This is a genomic window from Caulobacter sp. 17J80-11 (assembly GCF_014349105.1).
Taxonomy (GTDB): Bacteria; Pseudomonadota; Alphaproteobacteria; order Caulobacterales; family Caulobacteraceae; genus 17J80-11.
Genome location: NZ_JACSJI010000006.1, coordinates 24,187 through 50,792, shown reverse-complemented (window position 1 = coordinate 50,792; position 26,606 = coordinate 24,187). Strand labels below are relative to the sequence as shown.

At 70.7% G+C, this 26,606-nt stretch carries 6 protein-coding genes; 1 reads left to right on the top strand and 5 read right to left on the bottom strand.

Going from position 1 to position 26,606, the window contains the following annotated elements:
* Window positions 1–50: 50 nt before the first annotated feature.
* The 4 genes from H8B08_RS08060 to H8B08_RS08045 all read right to left on the bottom strand — a co-directional run bounded on the left by H8B08_RS08060 (window position 51) and on the right by H8B08_RS08045 (window position 20,885).
* Entirely contained in the window at window positions 51–6,905 is a 6,855-nt protein-coding gene (locus H8B08_RS08060; protein ID WP_187449703.1) for a calcium-binding protein, read from the bottom strand.
* A 51-nt stretch (window positions 6,906–6,956) separates the two neighbouring features.
* Window positions 6,957–12,476 carry a hypothetical protein gene (locus H8B08_RS19455; RefSeq protein WP_187449702.1) on the bottom strand — a complete coding sequence of 1,840 codons (5,520 nt, stop codon included), beginning with the start codon at window positions 12,474–12,476 and terminating at the stop codon, window positions 6,957–6,959.
* 338 nt (window positions 12,477–12,814) lie between these two features.
* On the bottom strand, window positions 12,815–18,892 hold the full coding sequence (locus H8B08_RS08050; RefSeq protein WP_187449701.1) for a calcium-binding protein: 6,078 nt from the start codon (window positions 18,890–18,892) through the stop codon (window positions 12,815–12,817).
* Window positions 18,893–19,010: 118 nt separating this feature from the next.
* Window positions 19,011–20,885 (bottom strand): heparinase II/III family protein, encoded by a 1,875-nt coding sequence (locus tag H8B08_RS08045; RefSeq protein WP_187449700.1) that lies wholly within the window; start codon window positions 20,883–20,885, stop codon window positions 19,011–19,013.
* A 126-nt stretch (window positions 20,886–21,011) separates the two neighbouring features.
* Here H8B08_RS08045 and H8B08_RS08040 point away from each other — a divergent pair, with 126 nt between their 5' ends.
* Complete coding sequence (locus tag H8B08_RS08040) at window positions 21,012–21,599, top strand: bifunctional 2-polyprenyl-6-hydroxyphenol methylase/3-demethylubiquinol 3-O-methyltransferase UbiG (RefSeq protein WP_187449699.1); 588 nt, start codon at window positions 21,012–21,014, stop codon at window positions 21,597–21,599.
* A 52-nt stretch (window positions 21,600–21,651) separates the two neighbouring features.
* On the opposite strand, the gene H8B08_RS08035 is transcribed toward H8B08_RS08040, so the two are convergent.
* Window positions 21,652–26,547 carry a calcium-binding protein gene (locus tag H8B08_RS08035; protein ID WP_187449698.1) on the bottom strand — a complete coding sequence of 1,632 codons (4,896 nt, stop codon included), beginning with the start codon at window positions 26,545–26,547 and terminating at the stop codon, window positions 21,652–21,654.
* Between the last annotated feature and the right edge of the window lie 59 nt (window positions 26,548–26,606).

Below are 26,606 nucleotides of genomic sequence, written 5' to 3'. Positions count from 1 at the left end.
CGTCGTGAAGTTTCGCCGGCGCCGGATTCCACGGCGGCCGGCGTTAAGCGTCACCCCCAGCCCCACGCGTCGGTCTGCGACAGGTTCGCGGCCTGCACGTGCGCCAGCGTCAGGGTCGAGCCGTCCGAGAAGCTGAAGACCGCGTCCTCGCCCACCTGGGTCAGAGTCCAGGTCACGCCCGTGCCGGTGTAGGCCGAGAAGTCGAGCCGATCCTCGATCCCGCCGGCGACGAAGTCGTCGATCCGGTCCTGGCCGAAGCCCGGCCCGAACACGAACCGGTCGTCGCCGGTCCCGCCCGTCATTGCGTCGTTCCCGGCGCCGCCGACGAGGGTGTCGTTCCCTCCGCCGCCGACCAGGACGTCGTTTCCAGCCCCGCCGTCGAGCACGTTGGCCACCGCGTTGCCGCGCAGACTGTCCGCGAAGCGCGAGCCGGTGACGTTCTCGATCGACACCAGGGTGTCGGTGCCGGCCCCGCCCGTGGCCTGGGTGCCGCCGGCGTTCAGGTTGATGCTCACCGCCGCGCCCGAATTGGCGTAGGAGGCGGTGTCGACGCCCGTGCCGCCGTCCAGCCGATCCTCGCCGCCGCCGCCCTCGAGGATATCGTCGCCGCCGCCGCCGATCAGGGTGTTGGCCCCGGTGTTGCCGCGCAGGGAATCATCGAAGGCCGAGCCGGTGACGTTCTCGATCGAGATCAGGGTGTCGATCCCCGCCCCGCCCGTGTTCTGCGCGCCCGAGACGGTCAGGTTGACCGTCACCCCGGCGCTCGCGCCGGCGTAGGTGGCGGTGTCGACGTTCAGGCCGCCGTCCAGCACGTCGTTTCCGGCCCCGCCCTCCAGCAGGTCGTCGCCGCCGAGGCCCGAGAGCACGTTGGCGCCCGCGTCGCCGGTCAGGCGGTCGTCGTAGCGCGAGCCGGTCAGGTTCTCGATCCCGACCAGGGTGTCCGACCCCGCGCCGCCGGTGACCTGGGCCACCGTCGTGGTCAGCCGCACCGTCACCGCCGCGGCCGAGTTGGCGTAGGACGCGGTGTCCACGCCGTCGCCGCCGTAAATCTTGTCGTGGCCGCCGCCGCCCTCGATGACGTCGTCGCCGGCCCCGCCCTCCAGCACATTGCTGGCGGCGTTGCCGCGCAGGTTGTCGGCGTAGGCCGAGCCGACCAGGTTCTCGATCGACGCCAGGGTGTCGACGCCGGCCCCGCCAGTATTCTGGGCCGCGCCGAGGGCGTTGAGGTTGATCGTGACGCCGGACGTCGCGTCCGTATAGACCGCCGTGTCCGTCCCCGTGCCGCCGTCGAGCACGTCGTTTCCGGCCCCGCCCCACAGCACGTCGGCGCCACCGCGGCCTTCCAGCGCGTTGTGGCCGCCGTCGCCGGTCAGCCGGTCGTCGTAGCGCGAGCCCGTCAGGTTCTCGAACCCGATCAGCACGTCCAGCCCGGCCCCGACGGTGTTCTGCTGGCCGGTGAGCCGCAGGTCCACGCTAACGCCGACGCCGCCGGCGGTGTTGATGTAGGTGGCGGTGTCGATCCCGTCGCCGCCCTCCAGCCGGTCGGCGCCGCCGCCGCCCTCGATCACGTCATCTCCGGCGCCCCCGACCAGTACGTTCGCGCCCGAATTGCCGCGCAGGCTGTCGCCGAAGGTCGAGCCGGTCAGGTTCTCGATCGACACCAGGGTGTCGGAGCCGGCCCCGACGGTGACCTGGGCCCCGGTCTTGGTCAGGCTCACGGTCACGCCGGCGGTCGCGTCGACGTAGCTGGCGGTGTCGATCCCGGCGCCGCCGTCCAGCACGTCCGCCCCGGCCCCGCCGTTCAGCACGTCGTCGCCGCCGACCGCGGTCAGCACGTCGTTTCCGCCCCCGCCGCTCAGGACGTTGACGCCGTCCGTACCGGTGAGGGTGTCTGCGTAGGCCGAGCCGATCAGGTTCTCGATCGCGGTCAGGGTGTCGGTCCCGGCCCCGCCGGTGGCCTGCCCGGTCCCGAGGTTCGCGGTCACCCCGGCGGACGCGTCCGAATAGTCGGCCGTGTCGACACCGAGGCCGCCGTCGAGCCTGTCGTTCCCCAAGCCGCCCGACAGTCGGTCGTCGCCGCCGTAGCCGTAGATCGTATCCTGGCCCGCGCCGCCGAAGATGCGGTTCGCCTTGTCGCCGCCCACCAGGGTGTCGTTGAAGGCCGTGCCGATCGCGTTTTCAATCGAGGTCAGCGTGTCGGCGCCCTCATAGGTGTCGCCGGACTGGAACGTGCCGCCGACCTCCCGCAGGGCGATCACCACGAAGCGATCGAGGTGCGCGGCGCTCACAGTGTCGTCGCCGTCGCCGCCGTCCAGAAGGTCGTTGCCCTGGCCGCCGATCAGGAGGTCGTCACCGGCCCCGCCGTTCAGTTCGTCGTCGCCCGCCAGTCCGAACACGACGTCGTCGCCGGCCCCACCGGTCACGACATCGGCGTCTCGTGTGCCTTCGAGCGTCTGGTCCGGGTCGGTAGGCTGGAAAACGAAGTCCGCCCCAGTGAGCGCCTCGGGCCGCACGTCCTTGATCAGAATCGTACTTCCATCGGCGAACACGACCAGCGTGTCGTAACCGACCTGGCGGAGCTCCTGATAGCCCGCGTAGCCGCGTTCTCCGGCGAGCGAGATGCGATCCACCCCGACCGTGAAGTCGGTGATCGTGTCATGGCCGGCGCCGCGTTCGAACACGAACACGTCTTCTCCTGCACCGCCTGTCAGAACGTCGTCGCCCAGGCCGCCGATGACGGTGTCCAGGCCCTCGCCGCCAGCCAAGCGGTCGTCGCCGGCCTCTCCCGACAGCACGTCGTCTCCCACTCCGCCGTCGGCCGTGTCGTTCCCGTCGCCACCAAACAGCCGATCGAGACCGTCGCCGCCGTCGATCGAGTCGTTTCCGGTCCCGCCGTCGAGCCGATCGTCGCCGCCCCGACCGGCGAGACGGTCGTCGCCGCCCCCGCCCGCCAGCGCGTTGCCGCCGGCGTCTCCTGTCAGCTGATCCTGGTGCGCGCCGCCCCGGAGGCCCTCGACGCTCACCAGGGTGTCGGTTCCGTAACCGTCGATCATCTGCGCGCCGGACACGAGACTCACGGTCACGCCCGAGGCCGCCTGCGAATAGTCGGCCCAGTCGAAGCCTGCGCCTCCGTCGAGAACATTGGTACCCGCGCCACCCGACAGGGTGTCGTCGCCACCGCCGCCCTCCAGGCGGTCATCCCCATCGGCGCCCGTCAGCACGTTGGCGCCCGCGTCGCCCTTCAGCAGGTCGGCGAAGGCGGATCCGCGAACGTTTTCGACGCTGGTCAGGAGGTCCGCTCCGGCCGCGCCCGAGCCCTGGCCCAGGGCGAGGTCGACCGTGACGCCGCTCGTGGCCCGGGCGTATGAGGCGGTGTCAATTCCAGCTCCGCCGTCCAGACGGTCGTCGCCCGCGCCCCCTTCCAGTTCATCGTCGCCCGCACCGCCCGAGAGCGCGTTGGCGCCGGCATCTCCCGTCAGGACGTCGTTGAAGGCCGAACCGGTCAGGTCCTCGATCGAGTCGAAGGTGTCGGTTCCGAGCCCGGCGACCGCGTGGGCTCCCGGCCCGCCGAGATCCACGACCACCCCGGCTGCGGCCCCGGCGTAGGAGGCCGTGTCCCGGCCGGCCCCGCCGTCCAGCCGGTCGTCGCCCGCCCCGCCCTCGAGTACGTCGTCGCCGGCCAGGCCGGTCAGGACGTCGTTCCCCCCGCCGCCCGCCAGGACGTTGGCGCCGCCTTCCCCCGTCAGGACGTCTGCAAAGGCGGTCCCGGTCAGGTTTTCGACGCCCACGAGCACGTCGATCCCAGCTCCGAGCGTGTCCTGCGCGAACAAGATCCCCAGATCGACCCGCACCGCGGCCGCCGCGGACGCGTACGAGGCGGTGTCGGCGCCGACACCGCCGTCGAGCCGGTCGTCGCCGCCACGCCCCTCGAGGGTGTCGTCGCCGCCCCCCCCGGACAGCACGTTGTCGCCGCCGTCTCCGGACAACCGGTCCGCGTACGCCGAACCCGTCAGATTTTCGACGTCCGCAAGGGTGTCCTTCCCCGCACCGATCGTGTTCTGCGCCCGGGTCAGGCTCAGGTCGACCATGACTCCCGCGGCGGCTCCGGCGTACGACGCCGTGTCCAGCCCGAGATAGCCGTCCAGGAGGTCGTCCCCCGCGCCGCCTTCAAGGACGTCGTCGCCGTCCCATCCTCTCAGCCAATCGTCCCCCTCGCCGCCGTCGAGGGCGTCTTCGCCGCCGAACCCCTCGAGCCGGTCCGCGCCGCCCAGGCCGGAAAGAACGTTGTCGCTTTCGTTGCCGTGAAGCTCGTTGGCCCCGGCGTTGCCGGTCCCATGGACCACGCTGTTGTCGAGCACGAGATTCTCGACCCAGGCGGATAGGGTGTAGTCGACCGTCGTGTGCACCCAGTCGACGTCGCTTCCGGGGCGCCCCGACCCTGCCGTCTCGATCACCACGTCGTCGGCGTCGTCCACCCAGTAGATGTCGCTGTCGGCGCCGCCGATCATGACGTCGGCGCCCGCGCCGCCCCGGATGTTGTCCGCGTCCGCGCCACCGAAGATCAGGTCGTCGCCGTCGCCACCGTCGAGGTAGCCCCCCATGGAGCCGCCTTCGATGACGTCGTCTCCGCCCCCGCCGTAAATCTCGTCGCCGTTGCTGAGGCCGCCGGCGTCCGCACCGCCGCCGATGATGTGGTTGGCGCCCGCGTCGCCCCGGAGAACGTCGACGTAGCCTGATCCGATCAGGTTCTCGATGTTCTGCAGCGTGTCCACGCCGGCCCCGACCGTGTCCTGGGCGCCGGAGAGCGACAGGTCCACCTTCACCCCGCGCGTGGCATGGCGGTAGGAGGCGGTGTCGGCGCCGGCGGCGCCGTTCAGCGTATCGTCGCCGGCGCCGCCCTCCAGCAGGTTGTCGCCGGCGTCGCCGGTCAGCCGGTCCGCATAGGCCGAACCGCGGACGCCCTCGATCGAAACGAGGACGTCGGTTCCGATCGTGCCCCCATGCGCCTGAGTCGCGCCGGCGCCGAGGTCGACCGTGACGCCTGTCGACGCAGACGCATAGGAGGCGACGTCGAGGCCCGCTCCGCCGTCGAGGACGTCGTTGCCTTCGCGTCCTTCGAGCTCGTTGTCGCCGGCGTCCCCGGTGAGCGTGTCGTTGTAGACCGATCCGATCAGGTTTTCGAAGCCGGTCAGGGTGTCGATCCCGCCGCCCCCCGTGTCCTGGGCGGTCTGGACCCGGAGGTCGACGGACACGCCGGAGAACACCCCGTCGTAGGCGAGCGTGTCTTCACCGGCGCCGCCGTCCAGCAGATCGTCGCCCGGCCCGCCGGAGATCCGATCGTCGCCCTCCCCGCCCCACGCCCGATCGGCGCCAGAAGCGCCTTCGATCACATCTGCGCCGGCGCCGCCGTCGAGCACGTCGTCGCCTTCCCAGCCGTTGACGCGATCGGCGCCTTCGCCGCCGAGAATCACGCCGCCCCGGGGCCCGGCGCTGAGCACGTCGGCGAAGCGCGATCCGACCAGGTTCTCGATGTTGATGAGGATGTCGCGACCGGCCCCGCCGGTGTCCTGCTCGGTCTGATAGAACAAGTTCACCGTCACGCCGGCGTCGGCCGAACTGTAGTCGGCCGTGTCGACGCCTGCGCCCCCGTCCAACCTGTCGTTCCCGAGTCCGCCGGCCAGGACGTTCGCCCCGGCGTCCCCCGTCAGTTCGTCGTTGAAGCGGGATCCGATCAGGTTCTCCACGCCGCTCAGCCGGTCGCCGTCGAGGCTGGTTCCGTCCTGCAGGCTCACGATGACGAACGAAGCGGCGTCCGCGTAACTTGCGGTGTCCACCCCATCTCCGCCGTCCAGCGTGTCCATGCCCGCGCCGCCGATCAGCAGATCGTCGCCCGAGCCCCCGTGTAGTCGGTCGCCGCCCTGCCCGCCGTCCAGCACGTCGTCGCCGTCGCCCCCGAAGAAGCTGTTGGGGGTCTCTCCGAAGAGGGCGGTCTCGAGCCCGACCAGGACGTCGTCGCCATCCCCGCCGAACATGTCCTGGACGCCGTTGCGGATGAGGACGTCGTCGCCGCGCGTGCCGTAAACGGCCCCGCTGTAGTCGATGACGATGAAGCGCTCGATGCCCTCGAAGCTGAACGTCTGGAACTGAGCCGTGTCATAGGGGGCCCGCCAGCGGAATTCGCCCGCATCGAAGTCGAGCGGGCCGGGCGTTTCGAACTGCGCCCCGGTCAGGTTGAAACGGAGGGTGTCGAAGCCGTCGCCGCCTTCGATGTGGTCACCGGTCTGGCCGTTGATCCAGAAGTAATCGTCCCCGGCTCCGCCGTAGTAGTTGTTTCCCCGTCGGCCATCCCCCGTATCGAACATGTCGTCGCCGTCGTCGCCGTAATAGTCGTCGACGATGCGGTTGGAGTCGGCGTTTATCAGATCGTCGCCTCCACCCGCGTGAACGGTGAACGAATAGTTCAGCTGTAGACTGCTGAACCAGAATTCATCGTGGCCGTCCGCTCCGCGGAACGTCTCGATCCCGGTGAAGTGGGCGAACTGCCCCGGCCCCCCAGTGGTGTAGGTGAGGGACACCGCGTTGAAACTGTCCTCCCAGAAGACGTTGTAGGCCCCGATATTACCGAGCTGGGCGACATCGTCGCCGGCGCCGCCGTCCACTTCGCCGGTCGGGTTCAGGATGAGGTCGTCGCCATCGCCGCCGTCGAGCCGGTCGGCGCCGTCGCCGCCGACGATGGTGTCGTTCCCGGCCTCCCCGTAAACGCTGTCGCCGCCCTCGCCGCCGTCGATCCAGTCGTTGCCGCCGCCGGCCCGGACCACGTCGTCGCCGGCGGAGCCGTAGATCAGATCCGGCTCGTCGGTACCGTTGATCGGGCCGTCGCCCTGGGATCCTGCAATCGACGCCATGCTCTCGCCCCTCCGGCTGACTAAGTTGAAGCTACAAACCCGCCGCCGGCCTCACCCCCAGCCCCACGCGTCGGTCTGCGACAGGCTCGCGGCCTGCACGTGCGCCAGCGTCAGGGTCGAGCCGTCCGAGAAGCTGAAGACCGCGTCCTCGCCCACCTGGGTCAGAGTCCAGGTCACGTCCGTGCCGGTGTAGGCCGAGAAGTCGAGCCGATCCTCGGTCCCGCCGGCGACGAAGTCGTCGATCCGGTCCTGGCCGAAGCCAGTGCCGAACACGAACAGGTCGTCGCCGGTCCCGCCGGTCATGACGTCGTTGCCGGCGCCGCCGACCAGGATATCGTTCCCGCCGCCGCCGATCAGCACGTCCGCGCCCGCCCCGCCGTCCAGAACGTTGGCCACGGCGTTGCCGCGCAGGGTGTCGGCGAAGCGCGAGCCGGTGACGTTCTCGATCGAGATCAGGGTGTCGGTGCCCGCCCCGCCCGTGGCCTGGGTCCCACCGGCGTTGAGGTTGATCGTCACCGCCGCGGCCGAGTTGGCGTAGGAGGCGGTGTCGTTCCCCGTGCCGCCGTCCAGCCGGTCCTCGCCGCCGCCGCCCTCCAGCACGTCGTCGCCGGCGCCGCCGATCAGGGTGTTGGCCCCGGTGTTGCCGCGCAGGTGGTCGTTGAAGGCCGAGCCGGTGACGTTCTCGATCGAGATCAGGGTGTCGATCCCGGCCCCACCCGTGTTCTGCGCGCCTGAGACGGTCAGGTTGACCGTCACCCCGGCGCTCGCGCCCGCATAAGTCGCCGTGTCGAAGTTCAGCCCGCCGTCCAGCACGTCGTTCCCGGCCCCGCCGTCCAGCAGGTCGTCGCCGCCCAGGCCGGTGAGCACGTTGTTTCCGTCGTCGCCGCTGAGCCGGTCGCCGTAGCGCGAGCCGGCGACGTTCTCGAAGCCGTTCAGGGTGTCCGACCCGGCCCCGCCGGTGACCTGGGCGTCAGTCTTGGCCAGCCGCACGGTGACCGCCGCGGTGGAGTTGGCGTAGGACGCAGTGTCGACGCCCGCGCCGCCGTAGAGCTTGTCGTGGCCGCCGCCGCCCTCGATCACGTCGTCGCCGTCGCCGCCCTCGATCAAGTTGCTCCCAGCGTTGCCGCGCAGGCTGTCGCTGAAGGCCGAGCCGACGAGGTTCTCGATCGAAGACAGGGTGTCGCGGCCCGCGCCGCCGGTGTCCTGCACCTGGCCCATGGCGTTCAGGTTCACGGTCACGCCCGCAGCGGCGTCGGCGTAGGACGCGGTGTCGACGTTGACGCCGCCCTGCAGGTCGTCGTCGCCGGCCCCGCCGATCAGGATGTCGGCGCCGCTGGCGCCCAGCAGCACGTCGTCGCCGTCGCCGCCCGCCAGGATGTTGGCTGCGCCGGTCCCCTGCAGCCGGTCGGCGTAGGCCGAGCCGATCAGGTTCTCGATCGACGCCAGGGTGTCGATCCCGGCGCCGCCGGTGTTCTGGGCGCGCGTAGTGCGCAGGTCGACGACGACGCCGGACTCCGCCTCGACGTAGGACGCAGTGTCCGAGCCGGCGCCGCCGTCGAGCCGGTCGTCGCCGCTCCCGCCCTCGAGCAGGTCGTCGCCGCCGCCCCCGACGAGCACGTCGGCGCCGCCCAGGCCCTGGAGACGGTTGGCGCCCGCGTCGCCGGTCAGGGTGTCCGCGTCGTAGCTGCCGCTCAGGTTCTCGATCGAGATCAGGACATCGACGCCGCCGGCCCCGGTGTTCTGCGCGCCCTCGACGCTCAGGTTCACCGTCACGCCGCCCGACCACACGTCCCCGTACGAGGCGGTGTCCACCCCGTCGCCGCCGTCGAGCACGTCGTTGCCGAAGCCGCCGTCCAGCCAGTCGTCGCCGCCGCCGCCGGAGATGGCGTCGTCGCCATTCTGTCCCCGGAGCTTGTCGGCGCCGGCGCCCCCGGCGAGCACGTCGTTGAGAGTCGAGCCGAACACGTCGAACCGCTCGACCCCGGTGAACGTCAGCGTGCGTGAGGCGCCCTGCGTGACTTGGCCGGCGGAGAACAACATGGCGCCTGCCGACCAGTGCGCGGTGATCTGCAACAGATCGTCGCCGGCGCCGCCGTCGACCGCCCCGCTCGAGGTTCCGACCCTGATCGTGTCGTCGCCGGCGCCGCCGCTGAGCTGGTTGGTCCCGTCCCCATCGTCCAGGACGTCGTTTCCGTCGCCGCCGTCGAGCACGTCGTCGCCGTAGCCGCCAATGAGGGTGTCGTCGCCGGCCCGCCCATAGAGATGATCCGCGGCCGAACCGCCCGTCAGCGCGTTTGCGCCGGCGTCGCCGTACAGCGTGTTGGCGTAGGACCAGGCGCCCTCGACCGCTTCGACGCCGTTCAGGCGAACGAAACCTGCGCCCGAGTCCTGCCAGCCTTGGTTCGCGAGATCGACCGTGACCGCGACGCTGCGGCCGGCGAAACTCGCCCGGTCGAAGCCGGCGCCGCCGACCAGGTCGTCGTTGCCCGAGCTGGCGTACAGGATGTCGTCGCCGGCGCCGCCCAGCACCACGTCGTTGCCCTCGCCGTCCCAGAGAATGTCGTCGCCGTCCAGCCCCTCGATCCGGTCGTCGGCGCCCGTGCCCTGGAGGTACTCGCCGTCAGCGCCCCCGACGATCACGTTGTACGGCTCCGGAGCCGCGGAACCGACGAAGCCGGTGAAGCTTTCCGCGGTCAGGGAACCGGCGTCGACGTTCTTCAGCAGCAGCGTCGTCCCGTCGCGGAAGGCCACCAGGGTGTCCGCGCCCTGCTGCACGACGCTCTGGTATGCGCCGAAGGCCCACAGATCGATGCGGTCGACCCCGACGGTGAAGTCTTCAATCGTGTCGTGGCCGCCGGCCGTTCCGGCGACGAACGCGTCCGCGCCCGCGCCGCCGGTCAGAATGTCGTCGCCCTTGCCGCCGATCAGCCGGTCGTTTCCGGCCCCGCCCGACAGGACGTCCGCGTCGTCGCCGCCGTCCAGGCGGTCCGCGCCGGCGCCGCCGTTCAGCCGGTCGGCGCCCTGGTCGCCGAACAGCCGCTCGTCGCCGGCGCCGCCGGTGATGGTGTCAGCGCCCTGGCCGCCATATACGGCGCTCTGGATCCCGCCGGCGCCGTCGAACACGTCGTCACCGCCGCCGAGGTAGACGGCCCCCGTGATCCCGCCGGAGTTGTTCAGCCGGTCGGCGGAGACGCCCAGCTCGACCACGCCCTTCAGCGTGCCGAGGTTGTTCAGCGTCACCGCCTGGCTGCCCACGGTGGAACGGAAGGCGTAGTCGCCTTCAAGCAGGCCCTGGTTCGTGAGCGTCGTGGGGTAGTAACTGTTGTTGAATTGCATGGCCACGCTGTCCAGCGCGGCGGTCGCGTCGGACACGGTGATCGTGCCGGTGTTGGTGAAGACCGGATGGATCCCGCCCATCTCCAGGCCCACCGCGCCCTTGGCCCCGAAGACCTCGATCAGCCCCGAATTGGAGAAGGTCTCGCCGTTGTAGAGCAGGGCGCCGAACGCCTTGTCGCCAGCCTCGACCCGCAACGTGCCTTCGTTCGTGAAGACCCCGTCGGGATCCGAGCTGAAAATTCCGTAGGCGCTCCCGGCCGATGTCACCTCGAACAAGCCGGCGTTGTGGATGCCCGGCATCCAGCCGCCATACAGGCCGTAGGCCATGGCTCCCGCCCCGGTGGACGTCAGCCGCAGGACGCCGCCAGCCGCGATCGAGACCACGCTGTTGCCGAAGAGGCCGCTTTCGAAGCTCAACGCGTATACGGGGCCTGACGCCGCGGAGGTCACATCGAGCGTCCCCTCCACGTACACCGACGGCGCGGGGCCACGCTCCTCGACCACAAGGATCGCCTTGTCAGCGGTCGACAGCTGGAAGAGTTCACCCTCAACGATGGTGAGCGTCTCTGTGAGCCGCAGCGCGCCCTCCCGCACCGGCGGCAGGTACGCCTCAGACGCCGGCGGCGCGCCAGGATCGAACACGAAGTCCGCGGCGGTCAGGGCTGCGGCCTGCACATTCTTGAGCAGGACGGAGTCGGTCGCCGAGAACAGCACACGAACGTCGGCGCCTTCCTGCACAAGGCTCTGATACGCGGCGTAGCCGTAGACCTGCAGGGCGTCCTCCGGCCCGCCCGCCGCGAAGTCGAGCACGACGTCATGGCCGCCCCCGCTGGCGAACACGAAGCGGTCGTCGCCGGCGCCGCCCTGGAGCGTGTCCTCGCCCGCGCCGCCGCTCAACGTGTCGTCGCCGCCGCCGCCGACCAGCAGGTCATCGCCGCCACGTCCCTCGAGCACGTCGTCGCCGGCCGCGCCGATCATGTGATCCGCGAAAGCGCTGCCCGCCACCCGTTCGAAGCCGGCGACGGAATCCACCCCGACCGACACGGCCGTACCCGTCGCCAGGTCGACCTCGACCCCCAGGGTCGAGGTCGCGAAGCTGAGGGTGTCGAACCCGTCGCCGCCATCCAGCGTGTCGTCGCCGCGACCGCCGTCGATCACGTCGTCGCCCTCGCCGCCGTCGATGAGGTCCGCGCCCATCTCACCGAACAGACGGTCGGCGCCGAGCCCGCCGGTGAGCTGGTCGTCGCCCAGCCCGCCGAGGACCGGCCCGGTCTGGACCCCGCTCACCCCGTTGAAGACGTCGTTCCCCCCGCCCAGGTCGACCATGCCGTCGATCAGGCCGGAGGTGGTGACCACGTCGTCGCCCAGGCCCAGCGCGACGGCGCCGTGGATCTCGCCGGTGTTGATCAGGGTCTGGCTGGTGGCGTAACCGCCGAGGTCCTCGACCCTGACGGCGTAGTCGCCCGCAATCACGCCATGGTTCGTCAACACGCCGGCCGCCTGGACGGACACGGCAGCGCTGTCCACGGCCACCGTCTGGTCAGTCACGCGGATCGTGCCGCCCGCGAGGTTCTCGAAGGCGCCGCCCCTGACCTGGACGCCGATCGAGCCGCTTCCTCCAGATACGTCGATCAAGCCGTTGTTGCTGAACGCGCCGTTGAGTCTCACGCCCAGCGCGTCCCCGACGGCGGTCACTTCGAAGGTCCCGGTGTTGGTGAAATCGCCGGTATAGTACTCGACGCCGCCGGCCGTCGCGTTCGCAGCGGCCGCCTTGATCCGTACGGTTCCGCTGTTGCTGAACGCGCCGTCGCTGGCCCTGACGCCGAAGGCGGAGCCTGATTCAGCCTCCGCGGTCACCTGCAGGACGCCGGAGTTGGTGAAGGCGAGCGTCGAGCCGATCGCGCCGTTGGCGCTCACCCCGGAGGTCACTTCCCAGCGCCCGGCGTTGGCGACCTGCGCCTGCCCCATCGCTCCGTAGAAGCCGGTGGCGCTCCACGCGCTCGTGGATGTCGTCACCCGCAAGACGCCGGAGGCCTGGTTCACGAAGCTCCCGGCGACCCCGTAGCCCAACCGCACGGCTTCGGCCTGTCCGCCGCCGTTCCAGGTCAGCGTGATCAAGCCGGCGTTGACCAACTCGAAATTGCCGTTGATTTGCACGCCGCCGCTGGGCGCGGTCATGGCGAGCGTCTCGCCCTGGGCCACGGTGCGGTTGCTGGTGAGAATAACGCTAGGCATGTGCCCCTCCGACTATGGAGGCTCCACGCCCCACTCAAATTCCAAACTTGGCGCGCTGGCTTGCAGCCAAGCTCGCCGCAGACCTTCGCCAAGACTGGCGGTGAGGCTCGCCCCGCGCCGGCTCAGCCCCAGCGGCGCCAGTGTCAGGGGCAAAAGCCGTGCAAACCGACCCCGCACAATCAGGGCGCGAAGCTACCCGTACAGCCAAGCTTCGAAAAGCAAGATTTTTTTACCTGGAGCCCTTGCGCCGCGTCCTACCCCTGCAGCGTTTCGACACCGTCCGAGTGCTGGAGATGTTCCCGCCATGATCGCGGCGTCCTACGCTCACGCCGCCGCTCTCACCCCCAGCCCCACGCCCCGGTCTGCGACAGGCTGGTCGCCTGCACATGGGCCAGGGTCAGGGTCGCCCCGTCCGAGAAGCTGAACACCGCGTCGTCGCCGACCTGGGTCAGCGTCCAGGTCACGCCCGTGCCGGTGTAGGCCGAGAAGTCGAGCCGATCCTCGGTCCCGCCGGCGGCGAAGTCGTCGATCCGGTCCTGGCCGAAGCCCGGCCCGAACACGAACAGGTCGTCACCCGTGCCGCCGGTCATGACGTCGTTCCCGGCGCCCCCCACCAGGACGTCGTTTCCACCCCCGCCGAGCAGCACGTCGGCGCCGGCGCCGCCGTCCAGCACGTTGGCCACCGCGTTGCCACGGAGGGTGTCGGCGAAAGCCGAGCCGGTCACGTTCTCGATCGACACCAGGGTGTCGGTCCCCGCCCCGCCGGTGGGCTGCGTGCCGCCGGCGTTGAGGTTGATGGTCACCGCCGCCGCAGAGTGCGCATAGGAGGCGGTGTCGATCCCGCCCCCCCCGTCCAGCCGGTCCTCGCCGCCGCCGCCTTCGAGGATATCGTCGCCGGCACCGCCGATCAGGGTGTTGGCCCCGGTGTTGCCGCGCAGGGAGTCGTTGAAGGCCGAACCGGTGACGTTCTCGATCGAGATCAGGGTGTCGACGCCCGCGCCGCCAGTGTTCTGCGCGCCGGACAGAGTCAGGTTCACCGTCACGCCGCCGCTCGCGCCGGCGTAGGTGGCGGTGTCGAAGTTCAGGCTGCCGTCCAGGGTGTCGTCACCGGCGCCGCCGTCCAGCAGGTCGTCGCCGGAGCCGCCGGTCAGCACGTTGGCGCCGTCGTCGCCGGTCAGGCGGTCGTCGTAGCGCGAGCCGGTCAGGTTCTCGATGCCGACCAAGGTGTCCGACCCCGCGCCGCCGGTGACCTGGGCGTTGGTGGTGGTCAGCCGCACGGTCACCGCCGCGGCCGAGTTGGCGTAGGTGGCGGTGTCGATCCCAGCCCCGCCGTAGAGCTTGTCGTGGCCGCCGCCGCCGTCCAGCACGTCGTTCCCGTCGCCGCCGTCCAGCACGTTGCTGGTCGCGTTGCCGCGCAGGTTGTCGTTGAAGGCTGAGCCGATCACGTTTTCGATCGACAGCAGGGTGTCGGTTCCCGCCCCACCGGTGTTCTGGGCCGAGCCGAGGGCGTTCAGGTTGACCGTCACGCCGGAAACCGCGTCCGAATAGACCGCCGTGTCCGTCCCGGCGCCGCCGTCGAGCACGTCGTTCCCGGCGCCGCCCCACAGCACGTCCGCACCGCCGGCCCCGACCAGCACGTTGGCGCCGGCGTCGCCGGTCAGCCGGTCGTCGTAGCGCGAGCCGGTCAGGTTCTCGAACCCGAGCAGCACGTCCATGCCGGCCCCGCCGGTGTTCTGCTGGCCGGTGAGCCGCAGGTCGACGGTGACCCCGAGGCCGCCGGCGGTGTTGACGTAAGTCGCCGTGTCGACGCCCGCGCCGCCCTCCAGCCGGTCGGCGCCCGAACCGCCCTCGATCACGTCGTCGCCTGCGCCGCCGATCAGCACGTTGGCGCCGCTGTTGCCGCGCAGGGTGTCGGCGAAGGCCGAGCCGGTCACGTTCTCGATCGAGATCAGGGTGTCGGAGCCGGCCCCGATGGTGGCCTGGGCGCCGATCACGCCGAGATTGACGCGGACACCGCCCGTCGCGCCGGCGTAGGAGGCGGTGTCGATCCCGGCGCCGCCGTCGAGCCGGTCGGCGCCGTCGCCGCCCTCCAGCACGTCGTCTCCCGCCCCGCCCGATAGAACGTTGGCGCCCGCGTCGCCGCGCAGGGTGTCGGCGAACGCCGAGCCGGTCAGGTTTTCGACCGAGACGAAGGCGTCGCCCCCCTCGGCGCGCGTCAGGTCGGCGGCCACGCCGGCGCCGGCGCTGGCGTAGGTGACCGTGTCCACCCCGGTCCCGCCGTCGAACAGGTCGTCGCCGCCGCTGCCGTCCAGCACGTCGTCGCCCGCGCCGCCGGCCAGGATGTTGTTCCCGGCGTCGCCGGTCAGCACGTCGGCGAAGGCCGAGCCCACGAGGTCCTCGATCCCCACCAGGGTATCGCGCCCGGCGCCGCCGGTCGCCTGCGGCCCGGTGACGCCCAGGCTCACCGTCACGCCGCTGGCGGCGTCCGCGTAGCTGGCCGCATCGAAGCCGACGCCGCCGTCCAGCCGGTCGTCGCCGGCGCCGCCCATCAGGACGTCGTCGCCGGCCCCGCCCTGCAGCTCGTCGTCGCCGCCCAGGCCGCGCAGGGTGTCGTCCCCGGCGAAGCCTTGCATGAGATCGCGGGCCTCAGAGCCCGTCAGCAGGTCGCCGCCGCCGCCGCCCCCGATCGCGAGCGGGCCGGTCGGACGGGCCGGCGCGGGCGTGTAGTAGAGGGCGGCCCGCACCTCTTCGACCGTGGCGTTCCGGATCAGGATTTCACCGCCCTGGTCGCTCGGCGCGGCATAGAATTGCACCAGGACGTCGTCGCCGTACTGGTTGACGCCGCCGAAGGCCACGCCTTCCAACTGGATCACGTCGCCTTCGGCGGCGCTGAAATCGTAGATGATGTCGGCGAGCGCGCCGTACTGGTAGGCGGCGACGGAGTCGCCCGGGCGGAACACGAAGACGTCCGCCCCGGCCCCGCCCCAGAGGCGATCGACGCCGGCCCCGCCCACAAGGGTGTCGTTCCCCGCGCCGCCGGAGATCAGGTCGCGGCCCGCCCCGCCGGTCAGCGTGTCGGCGCCCGCGCCCCCGACGATCGGGGCGGCTTGCGGCGCGTCAGCCGCCGGCACCGTCGGCTCATCGGGTCGAGGAAGACCGGCTGGCGGTCCCGGCACGGTGGCCGGCGGCGCCGACGGCCCCGACGCGACGATGGAGATGCCCGCCTGGACCTGGGCCAGGTTGACGTTCTTCAGGATGATGGTCGCAGGAATGCCTGGGAAGTAGGGGACGACCTTGACGTCCGCGCCGTCCTGGTAAGCGGTGAAGCTTTGGGCGCCGACAAGTTGCAGCCGGTCGCCCGAGGCCGGATTAAAGTCCAGAATGGTGTCGTCAGAGTAGTCGGCGGCGTAGACGAAGATGTCTGCGCCGGAACCGCCGAACAGGGTGTCGTTTCCCGCCCCGCCGACGAGGATGTCGTTCCCGGCCCCGCCTTCAAGGAAGTCGTAACCGCCGCCGCCCTGCAAGAAGTCCGCCCCGTCCAGACCGCGCATCGTGTCCGCGAGGCTGGTTCCGGCCAGCGAGTCCGCGCCTGACGTGCCCGTGATCCCCACTTCCGGATGCGGCGTGGGCGCGGTCGACGCCGGAACCGCGGTGAAGTTTGCGCCGCCGAGCGACGACGCCGTCACGTTGCGCAGGACCACCGAACCGCCGCCGGCGAAGCTGACCAGGGTGTCGGCGCCCTGCTGGCTCAGGGTGTAGCTCAGGTCGGTCTGGATCCGGTCCTCGGCGACCGAGAAGTCGGTGATCACGTCGGCCCCGGATCCCGTCGCGAAGCGGAAGACGTCGGCCCCGGAACCGCCCGTCAGGGTGTCGGCGCCCGCACCGCCCACGAGGATGTCCGCTCCCATGCCGCCGTCGAAGACGTCCGCCCCCGAACCGCCGGTCAGGACGTCGTCGCCGGCCCCGCCATAGACGCCGCCCAGCTGGGTTCCGCCGACGCCGTCGTAGAGGTCGTCGCCGGCGCCCAGGTCGACACGCCCAGTGATCAGGCCGGTGTTGTGCAGTTCGTCGCCCCCGACCCCGAGGTCGACCCGGCCGCGCAGTTCGCCGGAATTGTAGACGAGCTCGGTGGCGGCGGCCTCGTTCGAGGTCCACTCGTCCTGGCGGATGGCGTAGTCGGCCTCGATCAGGCCGGAGTTGAAGAAGACCTTGGTGCCGCTGGCGTTGCTGTACGAGAGTCCAATGCTGTTCAGCCCGGCCGACGTGTCGGTGACCCGCAGGGTTCCCGAGTTGTCGAACGTATAGTCGCCTCGCAGCAGGACCCCGACGGCGCTGGAGTCGTTGTAGCTGGTCTCGGGCGCCGCGACCGTGCCGGCGCCGCCGGCCACCACCATTTCGCCCACGTTCCAGAAGTTGCCGCCGTTGTGCATCTCGACGCCGGTCGCGAAGGTGGCGCCCGCAACATGGAACTGGCCGGTGTTCACGAAGTCGAAGAACTCAGGCGACCAGGTCGCGACCCCGCGGGCGTAGCCGGCGAGTGAGGCTGCGGTGAACGCACCGGCGTTGTAGACGTCCCCCGACCAGCTCGGCGAGTAGACGCCGATCGCCCCGGCGTCGGAACGCGACGTCACCTCGATCACGCTTCCGGACCGGTTGTCGATCACGGACCAGGCAAAGGCGCCGTTGGAGAAGGAGAAGCCGATGACGGGCGCCGAGCCCGCCGTCGGCCCGCCCCCGCGCTCGACGCGGATCGTGCCGAGATTGAACAGCGCCGCGTGCGAGAAAAAGAGCTTAGGCTCTGTCAACACGAACCCGCTTCCGGACGGCACGACGACGTGCATCACCTCGCCGGCGTCCACGACGAAGTCGTTTTCAACGCGTTGCTGCCCCACCGGCGCCGGCGGGGGCGCAGCCGAGGCCAGCGGCTCGACGTTGAACCAGAAATCGGCCGCGGTGAGGGCGGACGCCTGCACGTTGTTCAGGAGGATCGAGTCGCTGGCCGACAGCACGACCAGCGTGTCGGCGCCGACCTGACGCAGCTCGAGGTAGGCCGCGTATCCGTAGACGTCGAGCCGATCCTCGGCGCCGCCGGCCTGGAAGTCCGTCACGGTGTCCTGGCCGTCGCCGAGCGAGAACACGAACCGGTCGTCGCCCGCCCCGCCCGTAATGACGTCGTTTCCGACGTCGCCGAGCAGGGTGTCGCCGCCGCCGCCGCCGGAGATCACGTCGTCGCCGTAACCGCCTTCCAGCACGTCCGCCTTGGCCGAGCCGGTCAACCGATCGTCGTACGCCGTACCGATCACTCGCTCGAAATTGCGGATGGTGTCGTGCCCGGGGCCGTCCGCCGTGCCGGCGGCGAGGTCGAGGACTACCGCGGTCGTCGCTTCCATATAGGACAGGATGTCGAAACCAGCCCCGCCGTCGAGGATGTCCGAGCCGCGTCCGCCGTCGACGAAGTCGTCTCCGCCGCCGGCGTTGATCGCGTCGTCGCCATCCTCGCCGTAGAAGATCTCGCCCTGCGCGCCGCCCGTAAGCCGGTCGGCGCCCTGACCGGCGAAGATCATGCCGTCGTGCGAACCCAGCGTCCCGTCATAGACGTCGTCGCCCGTGCCCAAGTCGATCAGGCCGGTGATCTCTCCCCTGTTGACCAGCACGTCGTCGCCGCTGTCGAGGAAGATGGCACCGTAGATCTCTCCCGAATTGTCGACGAGTTCGACGGCTTGAGGGTCGGGACTGATCTCAGATCCGGAGAGGATCGCGATATCCCCCGCGATCAGGCCCGAATTGGTCAGGACGTATTCGTGTTCCTGAAACGGGTCGAGGAACACCGCGACGCTCGGGTCGCCTTCGGGACCGCTTTCGGCGACGATCGTCCCAGAGTTCGAGAATCCGTAAGCGTGGCCGCGCAGCATGACGCCGACAGCGCCCGACTGGCCGCGGACGTAGATCAGCCCCGCGTTGTCGCAGGTGCCTCCGTTGGCCAGGAACGCGCCGGTCGCGTACTCGGCGGCCGACACGGAAATCACTCCGCTGTTCGCGAAGTCGAAGGTCGAATCCCAAGTCTCGACACCGGTCGCGTCGCCGGCGGAGCGCACTTCGAACCAGCCCGCGTTGCGGAAGTCGGCGGACGCGCTGGCCGCATCGAAACCCCACGCGGTCGCGTCTGCAGCGGTTGCAACCACCAGGAAGGAACCCGTCTCCTCGTTGACGAACTGAGAGGCGTTGAAGGTCCCGGAATAGCTGTTGCTGAACCCGACGACCCCGAAGTTGGCGGAGACAACGGAGATCGCCCCCGCGTTGTGAAATGACGGCGACGGCGGAGCGCCCCCGGCCAACTGGTAGCCGACCGCCTCCTCGATCAGCACGGTCTCGTCGACCCGGATCCAGGTGTCCTCAGTGATGACCCGCGCCGCCATGCTCGCCCCCAAATCAAAGCGGGACACATGACGCCCCACTCAATCAGAGCGAGAAACTAGCGATACAGTGAAGCTCGCGGAAGTGGTCGCGCGCAGTTCGACGAACGTCACTCGCCCCTTACGCGAGAGCGCCCGCTTCCCGCGCCCGCAGGCCGTCCGCGTCGCGGCTCAGCACGACCTGCACCGGCCGGCCCGCCTGGGTCCAGGCGTAGGCCGCTTCCGCCCCGGCCGGCAGAGCCTGCGCCGCCGCCGGCTCCGCGTCGCCGAAGGCGAACAGGGTGGCGAACGACGCGGCGGTCCCCTCGCGCCGGAAGCAGACGGTCGAGGCCGGCGTGAGCCGGTTCGGGGTTTCGGCCACCCAGCCCAGCAGGTCGGGCTCTTCGCGTCCGCGCCACGGCCCTTCCAGCGCCGCGCCGTCCAGGCTCAGCACGGTCAACCGCTCGGGGGGCGGCGTCGCGCTCTCGGCCACGAAGCCGGTGGCGACCCGCGCGACGCGCCACTCCGGCGCGAAGGTGAACCACTGGCGCGCCGCGTGGGGCGCGTCGGCCGGATCCACGGCCTCGTCGACGACCAGCAGGTAGCGGCCCGGGGCCATGACCAGCACGCGGCGGAAAGCGAGGCCGTCGCCGCGCGTGAAGGCGCACTCGGTGACCGCCAGGCCGTCGGCCTCGCGCGCGCCCTTCAGGGCCGAGCCGAACGCCTCGCCGTCCCGGCGCGGGTGGTCGCGCCCGTCGATCTCGAGCGCGTTGTGGGCGCGGGTGCTCTCCACGTAGATCCGCCTCGGATCGGCGTACCAGAAGCCAGCCTCGCGCAGGTCCGAGCCCGGCTCGGTGCGGCCGAGGTAGGCGAAGCGGCCGGGGTCGGCCAGCACCTCGCGCCCGCGGTCCCACCAGACGAAGCCCAGGTGGTCGGCGTGCTTGTGCACCCGCGAGTGGAAGCCCGCGCCCTGAGCCAGGTAGGCGGGCCGCCCGTCCGCCCCGGCCAGCCGCGCGAAGGCCAGACCGGCCTCGGGATAGGCCTGCACGCCGAGCGGGGGCGCGGGGGCGCCCCGGCCGCGCCGCAGCAGGGCGCGAACCGCCGGGTCGCGGAAGCGGCCGACGAAGCCCGGGCCGACGCCGTACCATTTGCGTTCCGTGTCGCCGAGCGGGGCCAGGCCGCCGCCGGGCGTGATCATCCAGCCCAGCGCCGTCTCGGCGCGCGCCGTCAGGGCCTCGACCTCCGCGCCGAGCAGGCCGTCCTCGCGCGCCCCGATCAGGGTCGCGAGCAGGATCTGGTGGTAGCCCGGCGAGTGCTCGCGGTGCACGCCCTCGTCGAAGAACTGCGCCGTCAGGCAGGCCTGCAGGCGCGCCCGCGCCAGGGCGGCGTAGGCGCCGCCGGGATCCAGTTCGGGCAGCCGGCGGGCCGCGGCCAGTTGGCCGAGCGACTGGAACACGCCGTGATTGTTGTGCCCGCTGAACGCCCGGGGCTGGGCCAGCACGCGGTGGTGCAGGCTGAGCGCGTCGGCCAGCCGCCCGATCTCCTGGTCGCCGCGCTCGGGCGTGCGGCACGCCAAGTCCAGCAGATAGGCCAGGCGATAGACCCGCAGGCCCGCCGCCAGGTCGTACCAGGCCTGGCTCCCCTCTCCCGCGAGCGCGCGCGTGACCGCCGCCTCGGCGTCCAGGCCGGCCAGCGGCGCGGCGAAGCTCGCGACCCAGTCGTCCGCCCAGGCCCCGGCGGCCGCGAGGGCGGCCCGGTCGCCCAAGCGCTCCCAGGCGCGCAGGTACAGGTTCACCGGCGCCCACGCGTGCAGGTTTGAAGCAAAGGGGCGGTTGGGATGCGTCCAGGGAATCGGCCCGCCCGGCGCGACATGCTCGCCGTCGCTGGACCATCCGTCGGCGAGCTTGGCTGCGACGATCTCGGGCAGCCGCGCCGACCAGTGCGACGGGGCAGCGTGGAACTGCTCGTAGGGCCTGAGCGGGCGCGCCGCCGCCGTCTCTCGAAGGCTTCCGCTCACGCCGCCGCCCCAGCCCCGCTTCCGTCCGCCAAGCCCGCGCGCGTGCGCATTGCCAACGCTTGTCCGGCGGCTATTTTCACCTGACTCGATTGTGAGGCCAATTTTTTGCGCGCGAACCTAGTTCAGTTGTCGGCCGTAGATCTGCACCCGTTGGCCGCCGAGCTGCGGGAGGCCCTGGTCCAGAGGGTGGGAGAAGAGAAGCACAGCAAGTCGTTTCCGCTCTACGACTGGCAGCGCATCTCCTACGCCTTCGGACGGATCCCCCGCGGCGACAGCCTGCTGGAGGTCGGTCCCGGCAAGCGCTACCTCACCCAGATGCTGGCGAAGTCGCGCCGCTATCAACGCCAGGCCGCGATCGACATCGTCGACCACACCGGCAAGATGCCGAAGCAGGTCGAGTTCAGGCAGATGAGCGTCGCCGAGCTCGACTTCCCGGACAAGTCGTTCGACACCGTGCTCTGCATGGAGGTGCTCGAGCACCTCGACACCCCGCTGCTGCAGCCGGCTATCGACCACCTGCGCCGGGTCTGTCGCGGCCGGCTGATCATGTCGGTGCCGTACCTGGAGCCCCTGCCGCTGCCGTCCTACCACCTGCAGCGGTTCGACACCGCCCGGGTGCTGGAGATGTTCCCCCACGCCACCATGACCGTGCTGTTCAAGGAGCCGGTCACCCGCGTGCCGTGGCTCCTGCTCGAAGAGCGCTTCGACCGCTAGTCCTCGAACAGCCGCGCGCGAACCCGGGCGTCCAGGCGCGTTCCGGACGTCCTCACCCCCAGCCCCACGCCCCGGTCTGCGACAGGCTCGACGCCTGCACGTGCGCGAGCGTCAGGGTCGAACCGTCGGAGAAGCTGAACACCGCGTCCTCGCCCACCTGCGTCAGGGTCCAGGTCACGCCGGTGCCGGTGTAGGCCGAGAAGTCCAGCCGGTCCTCGGTCCCGCCGGCGACGAAGTCCTCGATCCGGTCCTGGCCGAAGCTCGGGCCGAACACGAACAGGTCGTCGCCCGTGCCGCCGGTCATGACGTCGTTTCCGGCCCCGCCGATCAGGGTGTCGTTCCCGCCGCCGCCGAGCAGCACGTCGTTCCCCGCCCCGCCGTCCAGCACGTTGGCCACGGCGTTGCCGCGCAGGGTGTCGGCGAAGGCCGAACCGGTAACGTTCTCGATCGAGATCAGGGTGTCCGTTCCCGCCCCGCCGGTGGCCTGCGTGCCGCCGGCGTTGAGGTTGATGCTCACCGCCGCGGCCGAGTGGGCGTAGCTGGCCGTGTCGTTCCCGGTGCCGCCGTCGAGCCGGTCCTCGCCGCCGCCGCCTTCCAGCACGTCGTCGCCGGCGCCGCCAATCAGGGTGTTGGCCCCGGTATTGCCGCGCAGGCTGTCGTTGAAGGCCGAGCCGGTGACTTTCTCGATCGAGATCAGGGTGTCGATCCCCGCGCCGCCGGTGTTCTGCGCGCCGGTGAGGGTGAGGTTCACCGTCACGCCGGCGGTCGCGCCGGCGTAGGTGGCGGTGTCGAAGTTCAGCCCGCCGTCCAGGGTGTCGTTCCCGGCCCCGCCGTCCAGCAGGTCGTCGCCGGAGCCGCCGCTGAGCACGTTGTTCCCGTCGTCGCCGGTCAGGCGGTCGGCGTAGCGCGAGCCGGTCAGGTTCTCGATGCCGACCAGGGTGTCCGACCCCGCCCCGCCGGTGACCTGGGCCGCCGTCGTGGTCAGCCGCACCGTCACCGCCGCGGTCGAACTCGCATAAGAGGCGGTGTCGATTCCGTCGCCGCCGTAGAGCTTGTCGTGGCCGCCGCCGCCGTCCAGCACGTCGTCGCCGGCGCCGCCGGACAGGATGTTGCTGCCGGCGCTGCCGCGCAGGCTGTCGTTCAAGGCCGAGCCGGTGACGTTCTCGATCGAGCGCAGGGTGTCCACCCCGTCGCCGCCCGTGTTCTGAGCCTGTCCCAGGGCGTTGAGGTTGACGGTGACGCCGGCCGCGGCGGTCGAGTAATCGGCGGTGTCCACCCCGGTTCCGCCGTCCAGCAGATCGTCGCCGGCCCCGCCGCCCAGCATGTCGGCGCCGCCGCCGCCGGTCAGCACGTCCTGTCCCGCGCCGCCCCGCAGCAGGTTGTCGGCCGACGTCCCGATCAGCGTGTCGTCGAAGGCCGAGCCGATCAGGTTCTCGATCGACACCAGGGTGTCGATCCCCGAGCCGCCGGTGGCCTGGGCGCCGGCCTTGGTCAGGTTGACCGTCACGCCGGCGGCCGCTTCCAGATAGCTTGCGGTGTCCGTGCCCGCGCCGCCGTCCAGCAGGTCGCCGCCTTCACCGCCCGTCAGCAGGTCGTCACCGCCGCCGCCGGTCAGAATGTCCGCGCCGAGGCCGCCGTCGAGCGTGTCGGCGCCGAGCCCCCCGTCGAGCCGGTTTTCCGCGGCGTTACCGGTGATGACGTTGGCCAGGTCGTTGCCCGTGCCGTCGAGGGCCGACGCGCCGGTCAGGACCAGGTTCTCGACATGGTCGCGCAGGGTCCAGGACACGCTCGCACGAACGGTGTCCACACCGCCGCCGGCCGATTCGATCACCGAGTCCGCGAGGTCATCGACCACGTAGACGTCGTCGCCCTCGCCGCCGTCCATGACGTCGGCGCCCGCACCGCCATCGATCAGATCGGCACCGCCGCGGCCGTGCAGCACGTCGGCTCCCCCGAGCCCTTGCAGCACGTCGGACGCGTCCAGCCCCGTCAGGACGTCGGCGCCCTCGCCGCCCTGAAGGCCATACGCCTCCGGCGTCGCCGGAGCGCCGGGCGCTTCAGGCGCAGGCGGCGCGACCGGCATCGGACCCGCCGCTGCCGGCGCGGGAGCCGAAAACCGGAAGTCCGCCGCCGTAAGCGCGGAGGCCTGGACGTTCCGAAGCAGGATCGAGTCCGCCGCGGAGAACACCACCAGGGTGTCGGCGCCCTGCTGCTGAACGCTGAGGTAGCCGTCGTAACCGGTCACATCGATCCGGTCCTCGTCGCCGCCCGCGCTGAAATCCGTGATCACGTCGGAGCCGCCGCCGACCTCGAAATGGAAGCGATCGTCCCCGGCGCCGCCGGTCATGACGTCGTCGCCGCTTCCGCCGCTCAACCGGTCGGCCCCGGCGCCCCCGTCGAGCACGTCGGATCCCGTCCCGGCGAGCAGGACGTCGTTCCCGTCGCCCCCGTAAACGCCCCCCAATTCGGTCCCGTGACGCCCCTCGTAAAGGTCGGCGCCCGCGCCCAGGTCGATCCGGCCGGTGATCAGGCCGTCGTTGTAGACTTCGTCGCGTCCGACGTTCAGCTCGACGCGTCCGCGCAACTCCCCGGTGTTGTGGACGGCGTTGACCAGCAGCGATGACGCCGCGTTGGTCGCGATCTCGCGGATCGCGACGTCGGCCTCGATCAGACCGCTGTTCATGATCCTGAGGCCGGAACCGATGTTGTTGTCGAACGCCACTCCGACGCTGTCGACTCCCTCCGCAGACACGGTGACGCGCATCGTCCCGGAATTGACGAAGCTCGCCGCGTACGGCCCGTTCATCCGGACGCCACAGGCGCCGCTCCCCCCGGCGACGAGGACTTCACCGGTGTTCCAGGCGGACCCGCCGTACGTCTGGACCACCCCCGTGGCCTGGCCGCCGGCGTCGACATGGAGGGCGCCGACGTTGGTGAAGGCGAACGTCTGGTCGGCGCTTTCAACGCCCGTCGCGTAGGCGCCGGCGGACGACACCCGGATCAGGCCGGCGTTGTAGAGGTCGACCGACAAGGGGCCGCCCAGGAAGGCGCGCGCGGCGTACGGCCCCGACGCGACCACTTCGATGACGCCGGACGCCTGATTGTAGACAGCCGCGGAGGCGAACATCTCAGGCTGGAGGATCGGCGGGTAGTCGCCCTGTTCGAACGCGACCGCCGCGCTGACGCCGTAGTCGCCCACGACCCGGGGAACTTCGATGTGGATCGTGCCCGTGTTGTAGACGGACGGCGCCAGCTGATTGGGGCGCTGATCAAGTACGAAGCCGTGATCGATCCGATCGTCTGCGTACACGACGAAGTCGTCGGAAATCCGCGTGGGCGTCGGGACGATCGTCGCGTCCGGGACATCAACCAGCGGAACGGCGTCGAACACGAAGTCCGCGGCGCCGAGGCTGGCCGCCTGCACGTTCCGAAGCAGGATGGAATCCGTGTCGGACAAAACCACCAGCGTGTCGGCCCCGACCTGGCGCAACGCCTGATAGCCGGCATAGCCGTAGATCCACAGCTGGTCCGCGCCGTTCGCCTTGAAATCGGTGATGGTGTCCGCGCCGTCGCCGGCGTTGAAGGCGAAGGCGTCGTCGCCGGCGCCTCCCGTCAGGGTGTCGGCGCCGTGGTCGCCGAACAGCAGATCCGCCCCGCCGCCGCCCGACAGGACGTCGTCGCCGCCCCGCCCTTCCAGCAGTTCGCCTCCGCTCCCCCCCGAGATCCGGTCGCCGAAGCCCGATCCGATCACGTGCTCGAAATTGGCGACCAGATCCACGCCCGAGGACTCGACCGTCCCGGCCGCCAGATCGGCGACCACGCGCGTGGTCGCCGTGGCGTAGGACAGGGTGTCGAATCCGCTCCCGCCGTCCAGGACGTCGGAATCCCGGCCGCCGTCGATGAAGTCGTCGCCGCCGCCGCCGTCGATACGGTCCGAGTCGCCCTCTCCGAAGAAGACCTCGTTCAACGCACCGCCAGAGACGCGGTCATCGCCTGAACCGGCGAACACGGCCCCTCTCAGCTCACCTTCAGCGCCGTCGTACACGTCGTCGCCGGCGTCGAGGTCGATCAGACCGGTGATGCGTCCGGTGTTGTGGATCTGGTCCGCACCGAGGCCGAGATAGACGTCGCCCGCAATGACGCCCGTGTTGACGAGGATCTCAACGGACTCCGCCGCCGGCCAAATGTTGGTCTGATCCACATAGACGGCGTACTCGCCCTGGATCACCCCTGAATTGACGATGGTGAACTCGTCCACCTGGAGGTGGGAGATCATGACGGCGACGCTGGCCGACTCCTCCACCGCATCCGTCGCCCGGATTGTGCCGGAATTCTGGAAGAGGGAGAGCCCGCCATCGACCGTCACGCCAAGCGCCCAGGCCCCGCCGGCGACGTCGATCAGACCGGTATTGTCGAAAACGCCAGGTCCGTACGCCCCGGTATGGATTTCAGCGCCGACGGCGACGTGATCGGCGCGGACCTGCAGCGTCCCCGTGTTCGTGAAATTGAGATTGAAATCCGCGGCCCACGCCACCACGCCGACGGCGTCGAACGCCGAACTGACTTCAAACGTGCCGTGGTTGACGAAGTCCGGCGAGAACAGAGCGTAGCCATTCCCCCGTTTCGGCCCGGGCGTGCAGAATCCGAACGCGGTGGAGCCGTCGCCGGTGGCGGTCACCGAGAAAACACCGCCGACGCCGTTCTCGAACACCGCATCCCAGAAGCGACCGTCGCCCGTCTGGGCGCCCACGACATAGGTCGCGGCCGAAGACACCGAGACCGTTCCGTCGTTGATCAGCGAGACCGGAATCTGGTCCGGATCGTTGGCGTCATAGATCAGGAAGCCGACGCAGGCCGAACCGCCCCACGGATAGATCGCCTCGTCGCCCGTGACGTCGATCGTTTCACCCTGAGCAATGGTCAGGGATTGGGAGACTTCTCGCAGCATGGACCCGCCCCAGGAGGGGCGACGCCCCACTCAATCAGGACGCGAGCTTACCGATACCG